Origin of the sequence: Arthrobacter ginkgonis, from assembly GCF_039540195.1 — a bacterium.
Lineage (GTDB): Bacteria > Actinomycetota > Actinomycetes > Actinomycetales > Micrococcaceae > Zafaria > Zafaria ginkgonis.
On sequence record NZ_BAABEO010000019.1, the window covers coordinates 278,092 to 292,481 of the forward strand.

At 72.9% G+C, this 14,390-nt stretch carries 10 protein-coding genes; 4 read left to right on the forward strand and 6 right to left on the reverse strand.

The window, feature by feature from the left end; all coding sequences use genetic code 11:
• Positions 1-8: 8 nt before the first annotated feature.
• The 3 genes from ABD912_RS14345 to ABD912_RS14355 form a co-directional block, all read right to left on the reverse strand.
• Positions 9-1,592 (reverse strand): glycosyltransferase family 39 protein, encoded by a 1,584-nt coding sequence (locus ABD912_RS14345; protein WP_345151738.1) that lies wholly within the window; start codon positions 1,590-1,592, stop codon positions 9-11.
• A 233-nt stretch (positions 1,593-1,825) separates the two neighbouring features.
• Positions 1,826-3,868 carry an acyl-CoA dehydrogenase family protein gene (locus ABD912_RS14350; RefSeq protein ID WP_345151989.1) on the reverse strand — a complete coding sequence of 681 codons (2,043 nt, stop codon included), beginning with the start codon at positions 3,866-3,868 and terminating at the stop codon, positions 1,826-1,828.
• Between the two features lie 68 nt (positions 3,869-3,936).
• Complete coding sequence (locus ABD912_RS14355; RefSeq protein WP_345151740.1) at positions 3,937-4,728, reverse strand: TetR/AcrR family transcriptional regulator; 792 nt, start codon at positions 4,726-4,728, stop codon at positions 3,937-3,939.
• Positions 4,729-4,804: 76 nt separating this feature from the next.
• Between ABD912_RS14355 and ABD912_RS14360 the strand changes: the two genes are divergently transcribed.
• Genes ABD912_RS14360 through ABD912_RS14370 form a run of 3 tightly spaced genes read left to right on the forward strand, consistent with a single transcriptional unit; the run spans position 4,805 to position 8,453 of the window.
• Complete coding sequence (locus tag ABD912_RS14360) at positions 4,805-6,139, forward strand: acetyl-CoA C-acetyltransferase (protein ID WP_345151742.1); 1,335 nt, start codon at positions 4,805-4,807, stop codon at positions 6,137-6,139.
• Between the two features lie 2 nt (positions 6,140-6,141).
• Complete coding sequence (locus ABD912_RS14365; protein WP_345151743.1) at positions 6,142-7,482, forward strand: 3-oxoacyl-ACP reductase; 1,341 nt, start codon at positions 6,142-6,144, stop codon at positions 7,480-7,482.
• Positions 7,479-8,453 carry a MaoC family dehydratase gene (locus ABD912_RS14370; protein WP_345151744.1) on the forward strand — a complete coding sequence of 325 codons (975 nt, stop codon included), beginning with the start codon at positions 7,479-7,481 and terminating at the stop codon, positions 8,451-8,453. The genes ABD912_RS14365 and ABD912_RS14370 overlap by 4 nt, the downstream gene beginning before the upstream one ends.
• Positions 8,454-8,465: 12 nt before the next feature.
• On the opposite strand, the gene ABD912_RS14375 is transcribed toward ABD912_RS14370, so the two are convergent.
• A complete protein-coding gene (locus ABD912_RS14375; protein ID WP_345151745.1) occupies positions 8,466-9,719 on the reverse strand; it encodes an ammonium transporter in 1,254 nt (417 codons plus the stop codon).
• A 292-nt stretch (positions 9,720-10,011) separates the two neighbouring features.
• Here ABD912_RS14375 and nhaA point away from each other — a divergent pair, with 292 nt between their 5' ends.
• A complete protein-coding gene (gene nhaA, locus ABD912_RS14380) occupies positions 10,012-11,346 on the forward strand; it encodes a Na+/H+ antiporter NhaA (protein WP_345151747.1) in 1,335 nt (444 codons plus the stop codon).
• A 4-nt stretch (positions 11,347-11,350) separates the two neighbouring features.
• Here the strand turns inward: nhaA and ABD912_RS14385 are convergent, their stop codons facing one another.
• The gene (locus ABD912_RS14385; RefSeq protein ID WP_345151748.1) at positions 11,351-12,586 is read right to left on the reverse strand and encodes a glycosyltransferase; all 1,236 of its coding nucleotides are present in this window, start codon (positions 12,584-12,586) and stop codon (positions 11,351-11,353) included.
• A 115-nt stretch (positions 12,587-12,701) separates the two neighbouring features.
• Positions 12,702-14,150, reverse strand: coding sequence for a M23 family metallopeptidase (locus ABD912_RS14390; protein WP_345151749.1), 1,449 nt, complete (start codon positions 14,148-14,150; stop codon positions 12,702-12,704).
• Positions 14,151-14,390 lie beyond the last annotated feature (240 nt).

The window sequence follows — 14,390 nt, forward strand, 5'->3', positions numbered from 1 at the left end:
GTGCAGCCTTATTGGTCCGTGCAGTCGTATTCGCGTAGCCGCGTGCCGCGGAACTGTTCCCAGGATCGCACCAGGGTGCAGCCGGCCTCCTCGAACGCCTCCAGCTCCGGGGTTTTCCGGCGGGTGTCGGCGATCCACCACACCTGGCCCCGACCCGCCAGCCGCTCGGCGGTGATCTTCCGGTAGCTGCCCCACAGGGTGCCGGCGGCCACCCTGTCCCGGCTTTGGGTGAGGTCCTCCACGGCGGCATACAGCGCGGGGTAGGCGATGAAGCGGTAGCGGTCGTGCGCCCGGTTGGGCACGATCGCGGCACCCGGCCCGCTGAAGGCGGCAACCGTCTGCGCGACGTCCCGGGTCGGCACCGTGGAACCGCCGTTGTGCAGCCTCACCCACGGCTGGAAGAGCAGGCCCAAGGCCACCAGCGCACACAGCGCGCCCACCCCGGTGGCCCTGGCCAGCCCGGCCACCCTGTCCGCCGGCCGCCGCGGGCGCCGGGACAGCAGGACGGCCAGGCCGGATCCGACCAGAAGCGCCAGGAACGGGGCCGTGTAGGTCAGGTACCGGTTCCGGTAGGCCGGGTCCCCGAACACCTGCAGCGCCAGGATGCACAGGAACGGAACCGCCAATCCGCACAGGGCCAGGCCGGCCAACTGCCGGTTGGCCGGCCTGGGCCGGTACTGGCCGGACCCGTCCCTGACGGGCCTCGCCCGCACCGCGGACACCAGCCCCACGAGGGCCAGCACCAGGGACAGCACGGCCAGCGCGGCCATCCACGGGCCGATCCACCCGGTGGCCCGCGTCGTGCCCGAGTAGAACTGGTTCACGCCGAGTTCGAACAGCCCGTTCCTGAGCGGGGGGATCCAGGAGACCTGCCCCTGTTGCTGGATGCAGCGGAGGATGAACGGAAGGCAGATGGCCGCGGCCGCGGCCGAGGCCGCCAGGGTCGCCACCGGACGCCGGCGCAGCAGCAACGCGGCGCCGGCCATGGCCGCCACGCCGAAGGCGAAGAACATGAACACGACCACCCCGGCCACCGCCACCGCCACGTAGGCCGCCCAGTCGCGGAAGCGCCCGGTCCGCCAGGCCCGCAGCAGCGCCAGCGCCAGGAGGGCGGAGAGGGCCGCGGTCAGGGCGTACTGGCGGATCTCGGTGCCGGCCCACATCATCCGCGGCATGACCGCCAGCACGGCCCCGGCCAGCACCCCCGTGGCGCGGGTCCCCAACCGCTGTCCCAGCACCACCGTCAACCCGCAGGCCACCGCCGCGGCCAGCGCCGAGGGCACGCGCAGCGCGGCCTCGGACACGCCGAACCAGCCGGTCCAGAAGTGCATGCCCGCGTAGTAGGCGGCGTGGACCAGATCGACGTGACCGGCCAGCCGCCACAGCTCCGCCAGCGGCCGGGTTGCGCCGGTGACCGTTGCCGCCTCGTCGTACCACATGCTGCGGGCCCAACTGCCCGCGAACGCGACCGTGAAGGCCGCCGTCGCCAGCAGCCAGGCATCGCCGGGATGGACGCGTCCCTGGCCCCTGCCGGGGTCGAGGGACCGGGCGGGCCCGGAGGAGGGCGGGAACTGGGTCTGGGTAGTCGCCATGTTGCCAGCGTCCTGATGTTCGGGGCCGGTTTCCGCGGCCCAGAGTAGCGCGAACGCCGCCCCGAGGGGAGGTATGCCGCCACTCCCGGGCGTGGCGCGCGGGTAAGCGCGGGGCAGCCGGGTTCCCTGCGTGGCGACGAAGTCGACACGAGAGGGCCGTTCCCTCGCCAGCGCGGGGCAGCCGGGTTCCCTGCGTGGCGACGAAGTCGACACGAGAGGGCCTGCCCCGCGTGCTAGCGGGCGGCCCGGAGCGTCTTCTCGTCCACCGGCGCGTCGGCCGAGGCCCGCAGGCGGCGCAGGTACTCCATGGCTTCGGCCTGGCGCCGGCCTTCCGCACCGGTGGCGATCGGGGCGCGCAGGTGCTCGGGGCCGTAGCCGAACGCATCGACCAGGTCCTGCGCGTGGGGCCGCAGGCGCTCGAGCAGCCGGTTGACGTACGGGCCCACGGTGCGGGCGCGCTGCGCGGAGATTCGGCCATGCATCAGGTACCAGGCCAGGTGCTTCTCGATCAGGCACAGGCCAAACACGTTGCGCAGCCACGTCAGGACCGTCCTGGTCCCCGGATCCCGCACCTGCTCCAGGCCCCGCGTGAAGGCCTCCCACTGCAGCAGCTCGGCGTGCGCGGCGGCGGCGGCAATGATCTCCTCCTGGTGCCGGTTGAACAGCTGCGCGGACCGGGCCCGCGGCAGCCGGGAGGCCCCGCGCAGGGTTCCGCCCACCTCGGAGACCATGGTCCGCACCCGGTCGGAGAGCAGGTCGCGCTGGGTGTCGGCGTCCCTGAGGGCCGTCGCCGCGCGGGCCCCGGACCCGGTGTCGGTGACCGTCTGGGCCAGCTGGCGCAGGCCCGTGCGGCTGAGCGCGGTGCTGCCTGCCTGGCGGACGACATACCTGGCCAGCACGCCGGCGTTGACGTGGCGGAACTCCTCGGCGTAATCGGCGAGCAGGCGCTTGGCGACCAGCTGCAGGAGCACGTTGTTGTCGCCCTCGAAGGTGGCGTAGACGTCCAGGTCGGCGCGCAGCGAGACGAGGCGGTTCTCGGCCAGGAAGCCGGCGCCGCCGCAGGCCTCGCGGCACTCCTGCAGGGTGTCCAGGGCGTGCCAGGTCGAGGTCGGCTTCAGCGCGGCGGCCAGGGTTTCGAGGTCCTGCCGGTCGGCGTCGGTGTCCAGGGCCCCGGAGAAGACGCCGTCGAACTTCTCCAGCAGTTCCTCGTGCGCGAACGCGGCGGCGTAGGTGGTGGCGATGCGCGGGATCAGGCGGCGCTGGTGGCGCTGGTAGTCCAGCAGCACCTCCTCGGCGGTGCCGGAGGAGGCGTTGAACTGGCGGCGCTGGTTGGCGTAGGTGACCGCGATCTGCAGGGCCGCCTTGCTTGCGGCGATCGCTGCCCCGTCCAGGGAGACCCGGCCCTGGACCAGGGTGCCCAGCATCGTGAAGAAGCGCCGGGCAGGGCTGGCGATGGGGGAGGAATAGGTTCCGTCCGGGGCGACGTCGCCGTAGCGGTTCAGCAGGTTGGTCCGCGGGATGCGCACCCGGCTGAAATGCAGGCGGCCGTTGTCGACCCCGTTCAGGCCGCCCTTGAGGCCGTCGTCCTCGCCGCCGATCCCCGGCAGGAAGCCGTTCGCGTCGCGGATCGGCACGTAGAACGCGTGCACGCCGTGGTTGACCCCGCGGGTGATGAGCTGGGCGAAGACGACGGCGGCACGCCCGTGCAGCGCGGCGTTGCCCAGGTAGTCCTTCCACGCCCCGCGGAACGGGGTGTCGATGACGAACTCGCCGGTCCCGCCGTCGTAGGTGGCCGTGGTGGCGATGCTGGCGACGTCGGACCCGTGCCCGGTCTCCGTCATCGCGAAGGCGCCGGGGACCTCCAGGGAGATGATGCCCGGCAGCCACTTCTCATGGTGTTCGGCGGTGCCCAGGTGCAGCACCGCCGAACCGAAAAGACCCCACTGGACTCCGGCCTTGATCTGCAGGGAGGGGTCGGCGAGGACCAGTTCCTCGAAGGCGGCGACGTTGCCGCCGTGGTTGTCGGCGCCCCCGAAGCGGGCCGGGAAGGCGCGCTGGATGGCCCCGTTGTCCACCAGGCAGGACAGCTGGGACAGGACCCGGGCCCGGTGCCCCTCCATGTCCAGGCCGGGAATGCCCTGGACCTCGGGGCGGCCGGCCAGGTCGCGGGCGGCGCGGCGGGCGTCGGCCCACTTGCCCAGCAACTGCGCACCGAGGGCCTCCACGTCCACGCGCGCGGCGGCGGATTCGCCGGCGGTTCCGGGCGCCTGGACCATCCGGGCGGCACGGTGCATTGGGGGTGCCTGGTCCGTTTCGGAGGCGCTGCTCATTTCGGGTGCCTGCGTCACTTCGTTTGCCTTTCTGCGGTTTCCTGCAAGGGGCTGCCGGCGATGCCGCGGGCAAGCCATCCCGTGAGGGTGTCTGTCAGTTCCCCGGCGGAGGGGCGGACGGGGCCGGGGGGCTGGCGCAGCCAGTCCTCGCCGACGGCCCGGACCATGCCCAGCGCCGCGCGCGGCCAGTAGGCGACCGCCGCGCCGGTCCCGACGGGCCCGTTGGGAAGGTCTGGCCCGTCGGGGGAGCCCGTGCCGTTGGGGGAGGCGGTGCGGGCGGTGGCGGGCTCCGGGCCGACGCCGTCCAATTCGGCGTCGCGGGAGGCGAGGTAGGCCTGCATCCCCTCCCGCATGATGGAGAGGACCTCGTCGAAGAAGGCATCGAGCACCTCGCCGTGGGCCCGGGCTGCCGGCCCGGAGCCGGCCTCGCGGTCGGCGGTCACGAAGAAGTACACGTTCGGGGAGGTCTCGGCCATCTGGAGGTACGCCGACACCATGGCGCGCAGGCCTTCTTCGGCCGAGGTGGCGCCGCGTCCGGCCGCGAGGACCTCGGCCCGCATCTGCCCGATCACCACCTCGCCCACGGCCTGGCGCAAGCCGTCCTTGTCCCCGAAGTAGCGGTAGAACACGGACTTGCTGGTGCCGGCAGCGGCGGCGATGTCCCCCATCGGGGCGCCCGGGCCCAGCCGGTGGACGGCCTTGCGGGCCACCTTGACCAGTTCCAGGCGCCGCTGCTGCCGGTGCCCGTCCCAGCGGGCCGAGCGCCCGTCCGGGAGGGCCGCTCCCGCCACAGTGATCTGCTTCACGTTACGGAGAGTATCAGGTACGCTCGGTATCGGTAAACCTTCCGCCGTTTGGCACGATTCCGAAGGAGCTCGACCCATGGCCGCGTCCCCCGAGACCCCCGCCCCGCAGGCATCCCCGCACGAGGCGCGCCGGGTGCGCCCCGCCGTCGTCATCGGCGGCAACCGCATCCCGTTCGCCAGGGCGCACGGCCCCTACGCACACGCCTCCAACCAGGACATGCTCACCGCGGCGATCGACGGGCTCGTTGCCCGCTTCGGGCTGCAGGGCCAGCGCCTGGGCGCCGTGGCCGGCGGCGCGGTGCTGAAGCATTCGCGGAACTTCAACCTGGTGCGGGAAGCGGTGCTGGGCACCGCGCTGGCCCCGGACACCCCCGCCTACGACGTGCAGATGGCCTGCGCCACCGGGATGGAGGCGATCGGTTCGCTGGCCAACAAGATCAGCCTCGGACAGCTCGAATCCGGCATCGGCGGCGGCGTCGACTCCACCTCCGACGCTCCCATCGCGGTCAGCGAGGGCCTGCGCAAGGTGCTGCTGGAACTCAACCGCGCCAAGACCGCCCAGCAGAAGCTCGCCGCCCTGTCCAGGCTGCGCCCCAAGGACCTGGCTCCCGACGCCCCGAGCACCGCCGAACCGCGCACCGGACTGTCCATGGGGGAGCACCAGGCCCTGACCACTGCCGCGTGGGGGATCACCCGCGAGGCGCAGGACGAGCTGGCGCTGGCCAGCCACCGCAACCTGGCCGCGGCCTACGAGAGGAACTTCTTCGACGACCTCCTCACCCCCTACCGCGGGCTGGTGCGGGACGCCAACCTGCGCGCGGACACCACCGCCGAAAAACTCGCGTCCCTGAAGCCCGTCTTCGGCAAGGACCTCGGAACCGAGGCGACCATGACCGCCGGCAACTCCACCCCCCTCACCGACGGCGCCGCCGCCGTGCTGCTGGGCTCCGAGGACTTCGCGCGGGAGCACAACCTGCCCATGCTGGCGAACTTCGTGGACTTCGAGGCCGCCTCGGTGGACTTCGTCCGCGGCCGCGAAGGCCTGCTGATGGCCCCGGCCTATGCCGTGCCGCGCCTGCTGGAGCGCAACGGCCTGTCCCTGCAGGACTTCGACTTCTACGAGATCCACGAGGCGTTCGCCGGCACCGTGCTGAGCACCCTTGCCGCCTGGGAGGACGCCGACTTCTGCCGCAACAAGCTGGGCCTGGACGCCCCGCTGGGGCCGATCGACCGCGGCCGGCTCAACGTCAACGGCTCCTCGCTGGCCGCCGGACACCCGTTCGCCGCCACCGGCGGGCGCATCGTGGCCACCCTCGCCAAACTGCTCCACGAGAAGGGTTCCGGCCGCGGCCTGGTCTCCGTCTGCGCGGCCGGCGGGCAGGGCGTCGCCGCGATCCTGGAGGCGCGCTGAGGATGGATACCTACCTGTCCCTCGTCAACTCCGGCCTGACCAAGGAAATCGCCAGGAAGCTGGGACTGCCGCGGCCGGCCATCCTGCGCCGGCACCGGCCCGGGGACCCGCTGGTGCCCGGGCCCGTGCTCATCCTCGGCGAGGGCCCCGCGGCCGGAGCCGCCGCGGACATCCTGCTCGGGTGGGGGCTGGACGTGCGCCGGCACGCCGCCGATGCCGAACGGATCGGGGCGATCGTGCTCGCCCTGGACGCGCTGCGGACGCCCGCCGACCTCTCCGCCCCCGCGCTGGCCACCGCCGAGGCGGTGCGCCGGCTGACGCCGGGCGGCCGGATCGCCGCCTACCTGCACGGTGCCGGGGACGACGCCGGCGACCCCGCCCGCGCCGCGGCCCGGAGCGGCGCGGAAGGATTCCTGCGCTCCCTCGGCCGCGAACTGCGCGGGGGCGCCACCGCCAACGGGATCGTGCTCGGCGGCGAAACGCTGACCGCCTATGCTCCCTCCGCCGTCGCGGCCCTGCGTTTCCTGCTCTCGGGACGCAGCGCCTACGTCGACGGGCAGTTCGTGCGCGTGGACACCACCGCCGGCACCCTGCCGCGGAACTGGGAGCATCCACTGGAGGGCAAGGTCGCCGTCGTCACCGGAGCCGCCCGGGGCATCGGTGCGGCCATCGCCCGCACCCTGCACCGCGACGGCGCCACCGTCGTCGCGGTCGACGTCCCCGCCGCGGGCGAGGCGCTGGCGGCCGTGGCCAACGAGGTCGGCGGAACCGCGCTGCAGCTGGACGTCACGCGGCCCGACGCCGGACAAGCGGTCCTCGCCCACGCCCGGGACCGCCACGGACGGCTCGACATCATGGTGCACAACGCCGGCATCACCCGCGACAAGCTGCTGGCCAACATGGACGAGTCCCGCTGGAATTCCGTGCTCGCCGTCAACCTCGAATCCCAGCTGCGCATGAACGGCGCCTTCCTCGACGCCGGACTGGAGGGGCTGCGCATCGTTTCCCTGGCCTCCACCAGCGGCATCGCCGGCAACCGCGGACAGACCAACTACGCCGCCTCCAAGGCCGGCGTGATCGGCATGGTGGGGGCGAGCGCCGCGGCGTTCGCTGCCCGGGGCGGCGGCATCAACGCCGTGGCGCCGGGATTCATCGAGACGGACATGACGGCAGCGGTCCCGCTGGCGACCCGCAGCGTCGCACGCCTGCTGATGCCCTCGCTGATGCAAGGGGGCCTGCCGGTGGACGTGGCCGAGGCCGTCGGCTTCCTGGCCTGGGACGCGGCCGCCGGCATCAACGGGCAGACGCTGCGGGTGTGCGGACAAAGCCTGGTGGGCGCATGAGCGCGCCAAACGAACAGGCTGCCGGACGGCCGGAGCGCACGGACGTCGTGCTCGGATCCGTCCCCGGACTCGCTTCCCTCTACGCGACCGCGCTGGGACGACTGGCTGCCGGGCGGCTGGGTCGGCAGGCCGCCGGGACCCCGGACCGGGGCGCCGCGCAGGAGGCGCTGCGGCTGCCCGCGGTCCGCCACGTGGTGCGCGGGGTGGCGGCCGACCCCGAACGCCTGGTGGCCTACCAGCGGCTGGTGGGGGACACCGTCAGGGACACGCTGCCCAGCGTGTTCGTCCACGGCATGGCCTTCCCGGTGGCGATGGACCTCATGGTCCGCGCCGACTTTCCCCTGCCCCTGCTGGGCATGGTGCACCTGGACAACGTGGTGGAGCACCGGCGGCCCCTCGGGACGGCGGAGGAGCTGGAGATCGCCGCCTGGGCGGAAAACCTGCGCCCCCACCGGGCCGGAACGCAGCTGGACATGGTGGTCGAGGTTTCCGCCGGCGGCGAGACGGCCTGGCGCGGCGTCTCCACCTACCTTGCCAAGGGCATCGGGCAGGGGGTCCGGGAAGGAGGGTCCGCGCCCGAGCCGGGGAAGCGGCCGGCCTACGTCCCGCCGGTGCCCACCGCGCGGTGGCGGCTGGGAGCGGACACGGGCAGGGCCTATGCGGCGGTGCTGGGGGACTACAACCCCATCCACCTCGGGGCCCTGCCGGCGAAGGCGCTGGGCCTGAAACGGCACATCGCCCACGGGATGTACCTCGCCGGGCGGGTCCTTGCCAATGCCGCGCCCAACGACCGCGCCTACCGCTGGAGCATCTCCTTCGAGGCGCCTGTGTTCCTGCCGGGCACGGTCGAGGTCGCCCTGCACCCGCGGGACGGCGCCCTGGCCTTCGAGGGCTGGAACGCGGCGTCCGGGCGGCGGCACTTCGCCGGCCGCGTCGACGCCCTGCGGCCGGACGGGTCCTGGACGGACTGAATGGCGCTGACCCTAGTGGCGGACCCGTTCACTGCCGCCCAGCCCGTCCAGGGCGAACTCGTAGGCGGTCTCGGCATGTTCGGTGACGTCGACGCCTGCGATTTCGTCCTCGTGGCTGATCCGGAAGCCGATGGTCGCGTGGATGGCCAGCCCGATGACCAGCGTGACCAGGCCGGAGAGCAGGACGGCGACCAGGACCGCCACCAGTTGGGCCATGAGCTGCCCGAGCCCGCCGCCGTAGAGGAGCCCGCCGGCGCCGTCGAGCGGCAGCGCGATGAAACCCAGCGCCAGGGTGCCGACGATGCCGGCAACCAGGTGGACGCCCACCACGTCGAGCGAATCGTCGAAGCCGAACCGGTACTTCAGCCCGACGGCCAGGGCGCACACGACGCCGGCGACCAGGCCGAGGCCCACCGCCGCGAGGGGGCTGACGTTGGCGCAGGACGGGGTGATCGCGACCAGGCCCGCCACGACGCCGGAGGCCGCGCCCAGGGAGGTGGGGTGGCCGTCGCGGACCTTTTCCGTGGCGACCCAGCCCAGCAGGGCCGCCGCCGGCGCGGCGAGGGTGTTGATCCAAATCAGTCCGGCCTGTTCGGCCGTTGTGGCCGCTCCGGCGTTGAAGCCGAACCAGCCGAACCACAGCAGGCCCGCACCGATCATGACGAAGGGGATGTTGTGCGGGCGGTGGGCCGGATCCTGGCCGAAGCCTTGGCGCGGGCCGAGGACCAGGGCCAGGACCAGCGCGGCGGTGCCGGAACTGATCTCCACGACCGTGCCGCCGGCGAAATCGATCACCGGGCCGAACACGGAGCCCAGGGCCCCGTCCGGGCCGAGCAGGCCGCCGCCCCAGACCATGAACGCCAGCGGCGCGTAGACCAGGGTGACCCAGGCCGGAACGAAGGCTGCCCAGGCGCTGAACTTGGCGCGGTCGGCGATGGCGCCGCTGATCAGGGCCACGGTGATCATCGCGAACGTTGCGCTGAACCCGGCCTTGATCAGCTCGGGGGTCCCGATCAGGTCCTGCAGGCCGAAGTGGGCGAAGGGGCTCCCGAACAGGCCGCCGGCGTCGCCGGCCACGGACACGGAGTAGCCCCAGAGCACCCAGACGACGCCGACGATGCCTGCCGCGCTGAAGCTCATCATCATCATGTTGAGGATGGCCTTCGCCCGGGTCATGCCGCCGTAGAACAGTCCCAGCGCCGGTGTCATCAACAGCACCAGCGCCGCCGAGACCATCATCCACACGTCCTGCGCAGTGAGTTCCACCTGCGTCCCTTCCCGTCACATCCGCCGTACCTGGCCCGGCGCTGCGGCCCGGCGTTATCTGTCCTTAATATTGGCCATCCCGTGTTTCGGCACCCTGTTGGCGGGATTGCGGGAAGATTACGGACGCGGCTCGCAGGTGAAAATCCGGTGACATCCATGTTTCGGAAATGTTTAACGCCCGGTGGGGCCGGCCTCAGGAAGGGAGCGGGGCATAGGCGGTAAAGTGGTTGGCAGGTGAGCCGGGAAGTCTGGTCGGCACGTTCGTTGCCGACCCCTCCCGCAAAGGAATCCCATGACCGCACCTAAGAGCCGTCCCTCCCGTCCGCTGATCGGACACGGCAGCTACGCCGAGGCCCTGCGCATCGGCGAGATCCTCCGCAAGGAAACCGTCGGTGGCGCGCTGCTGGTCGCCGCGGCGGCGATCGCCCTGGTCTGGGCCAATTCCCCGGCGGCGGAGAGCTACTTCGCCCTGCGGGACCTGAAGGTCGGCTACGCGCCCTGGCACCTGGAACTGAGCCTCGGCGCCTGGGCCGCGGACGGGCTCCTGGCCGTGTTCTTCTTCCTGGTGGGCCTGGAACTCAAGCGCGAATTCGTCGCCGGGGACCTGCGCCAGCCCAGCAAGGCGGCGGTCCCGGTCGCGGCGGCCGCCGGCGGTGTCCTTGTCCCGGCCCTCATCTTCGCCGCCGTCAACTGGGGCAACGCGGAGGCCGTGCGCGGCTGGGCCGTGCCGACCGCCACGGACATCGCGTTCGCCGTCGCCGTGCTGGCCGTCATTGGCTCGCACCTGCCCACCGCCCTGCGCCTGTTCCTGCTCACCCTGGCCGTCGTGGACGACCTGATCGCCATCACCATCATCGCCATCTTCTACACCAGCGAGATCCACGTGGTCCCGCTGCTGCTGTTCCTTGTGCCGGTGGCCGTCTACGCCTTCCTGGCCCAGCGGTACCGGCGCTACTTCCACCTCAATCCGGCCGCCGCCTGGTTGATCCTGCTGCCCATCGGCGTCGTGGCCTGGGCCTTGCTGCACGCCTCCGGGATCCACGCCACCATCGCCGGCGTCGTGCTGGGCTTCACCATCCCGGTCCTGCACGGCAAGGCCAACGGCGAGCCGGAGGCCGGTCCCGGGCTCGCGGAGGTCTTCGAGCACCGGTTCCGCCCCTTCTCCGCGGGGGTTGCGGTGCCGCTGTTCGCCTTCTTCTCCGCCGGCGTGGCGATCGGCGGCATCGGGGGCCTGGCCGCCGTGGCGGCCGACCCGGTGGCGCTGGGCATCGCCGCGGGCCTGGTGCTCGGCAAGCCCGTCGGGATCCTGGCCACCACCTGGCTCACGGCGCGGTTCACCCGCGCCCGGCTGGACCCCACGCTCAAATGGGTGGACCTGCTCGGCATGGGCCTGCTGGCCGGCATCGGCTTCACCGTCTCGCTGCTGGTTTCCGAACTCGCCTTCGGCATCGGCACGCCGCACAACGACCACGCCAAGGTCGCGATCCTGGCCGCCTCCGTGATGGCCGCCCTGCTGGCCTCCCTGGTGCTGACCGGCCGCAACCGGCGCTACCGGAAGATCGAGGCCGAGGAGCGGGTGGACACCGACCGGGACGGCATCCCCGACGTCTACCAGCAGGAGGACTAGCCGGCTACAGCGGCAGCGCGACCCGCCCCAGGGCGTGCGCGTACGACGCCGACGCCGCCTCCGCGGTCCGCGCCCAGCTGAAACCGGCGGCGAACTCGGCGGCCCCGCTTCCCAGCTGCGCGGTGGTCAGCGGGGCATCGGCCAGGCGGGCCAGCGCCGCGGCCCAACTCTCGGGGTTCAGGTCGGGCACCAGCACCCCGGTGCGCCCGTGCACCACCGTGTGGCGCAGCCCGCCGACGTCGTGGGCCGCCACGGGGGTTCCGCAGGCCTGCGCCTCCATCGCCACCAGCCCGAAGGATTCGCTGTAGGAGGGCACCGCGACGACGTCGGCGGCCCGGAACCAGGCGGCCAGCTCGGCGGGCGGCAGCGGATCCAGGTGACGTATCCGACCGGCGATGCCCTCCTCGGACTCGAGCCGGTGCAGGTTCAGCTCCGGCGTCCCGCTCAGCGCGCCGATGATGGTCAGCCGCACGTCCAGATCCGGACGGGTCCGGGCCAGCACACCCAGCGCCCGCACCAGGATGTGCGGGCCCTTGAGCTTCTGGATCCGCCCGGCAAACAGCACCCGCAGGTGCCGCCGCAAGGCGCCGTCGGCCTCGCCGCACGGCCAGTCGGCCCGGCCGCGGGAGGGGCGGAAGACGGAGAGGTCGACGCCCGGGGGAACGATGTCCACGCGCGCCGGATCCGCGCCGTAGTGCTCCCGAAGTTCGGTGATCTCCGCCGGGGTGTTGGCGGTGAGCCGGGAGGCGGAGGCCACCAGTCGCGCCTCCGCCCGCAACCGGTTGTCGGGTTCGTTGGCGTCGGCCTGGTGGTGCTTCTTGACCTTGCCCATGGTGTGCATGGTGTGGACCAGCGGGACGCCCCAGCGCTCGGCCAGCCGCAGCCCCGCCAAGCCGGACATCCAGTAGTGGCTGTGGATGAGGTCGTACCGCGCGGTCCCGCGTACCGCGTCGATGCCGTCCACCAGTTCGGGGACCAGTCCGGGGATGCGTTCCTTCGGGACCGGTCCGGCCGGTCCGGCCGGGACATGGTGCACGGTGACCCCGGCGGCGATGCGCACGTGTCCGGCCGCCCCGCGGGTGAAGATGTCCACCTCGGTGCCCTCCGCCGCCAGCGCCAGGGCCAACTGGCGGACGTAGACGTTCAACCCGCCGGCATCGCCCGATCCCGGCTGGGCGAGCGGCGAGGTATGCAGCGAGAGCATGGCCACGCGAAGCCCGGGGCGGGAGAAGGGGGTCATGGGCATCCTTGCTGCGGGCCGGTCGGGGACCGGCGGAGTTTCCCCACGAGGTTATCCCCCGCACGGGCAAGGCCGCCACTTTTGGCGGCCTTGCCCGTGCGGAACCCGCGCCGGCCTACTCCTTGATCGGCTCCAGGGCCGCCGGGTTCTCTGCCACGCAGGGTTCGCCGGCTGCCGTCCCGGCGGTGTCCGGACAAGCGGCGGCTCCGCCGTCCGGCTCGGCCGCGGGCGCGGCCGGCGCCTCGACGGAACCCGTGTCCTCCGCGGGGGCCGGCGGTTCCGGCTGGACGGGCTCCGGCGCCGCGGGGGTGTCCCCGCCGACGACGACGGGCTCCGCCGGCGGCACGGTTGGCGCGGGGGCCGGGCTGGGGGACGGAACGGGGACCGGCGCAGGGGCCGGATTCGGAGCCGGCGCGGCGGGGACATTCGCCTGCGGCTTCTCAACGACCGGGTCCTGGGCGCCTGCCGCGCCGGACGGCGTCGAGGGCTTGGCGGCCTTCGAAGGCTTGGCCGCCTTGGCGGGCTTCGCTGCGCTCTTCTTCTTCGCCGCTTTGGCCTTGGCCTTCGCTGAGGTGGACTTTCCCGTGGTGGACTTCGCCGAACTGGACTTGCCCGAACTGGACTTGCCCGCACTGGACTGGCCCGAACTGGAATTGCCGGCCTTCGCCTTCGCGGTGGCCGCCGCCACCACCCCGGACGCGCCCGAGCTGGCCCAGTCGTCCGCGGGACGTGCCAGCGAGGACCCGGCATCCAGGGAATCGCGCACCGCCAGCTGCTCACGCGGCGTCAGCGGGGCGGGCTGCCCCGGAAGACGCGGCAGGTAGAGGGCAGGATCCACCCACTTCCCGTTCAGGTACACCTCGAAGTGGACGTGGCAGCCGGTCGAATTTCCGGTGGTTCCGGACAGCGCGATCAGGTCGCCGCGCTTGACCTCTTCCCCCACCCGGGCCAGCAGCAGGGAATTGTGGCTGTAGGCGGTGCGAACGCCGTTGCCGTGCTCGATCGCCACCCGCTGGCCGGAGTGTCCCGCCCACTCCGACTGGACCACCGTGCCGTCCTCCGCGGCCCGCACCGGGGAACCGCAGGCCATGGCGTAGTCCTGCCCGATGTGCAGCTGGGAACCGGCCCCGGTCGGGTTGAACCGCCAACCGAAGCGGCTGGTGATCGTCACCGACGCGACGGGGTGCTGCAGGAGCAGATGCCCCGGCAAGGCCGCCGGGGCACCGATGAGCAGGGCCTGGTCAACGGCGGCGCTGTCCACGGCTGCCTTGGCCCCGGCAGCCGTCACGCTGTCCCCGCGCGCGGCCACGCCGCCGTTCGCTCCCGCGGTCGCCGCCTGCGGGGCCCTGGCCAGGCCCTCCCCGGCCGGGATCCATCCCGCGGCGGACACGGCGGGAACCACGACGGCGCCTGGCGCGGATGCCGCGGCCGTCCCGGCCGGTTCCATGGCGCGGGCGCCCAACGGGGCGGAACCGGTGAACGCGATCGACCCGGCCGCCAGCAGCATTCCCAGCGCGGCCATCGGCCGGCCCGGGAGCCCAACCGGCCCCAAGGCGGCGTCCATGCGGTGCTTCGTCGAATGTTTGGTGGAGTGCTGAGCGGAGTGGCGGTGCTCCGTTGCGCCGCCCGTGGCCGCCGAGTTAGACGTTGCCGGGTTCGACGTCGTCGCCTTGGACGGCGACCCGGGTCCCGGCGCCCGCTGCCCGGGCTTCCGGGGCGCGGCGTCCGGATGGCCGGCCTCCCGGTGCGCGGAGTGGCGGACAGATTCCTGCGGTCGAGTGCTGCGATTCATGCTTTCCCCCTG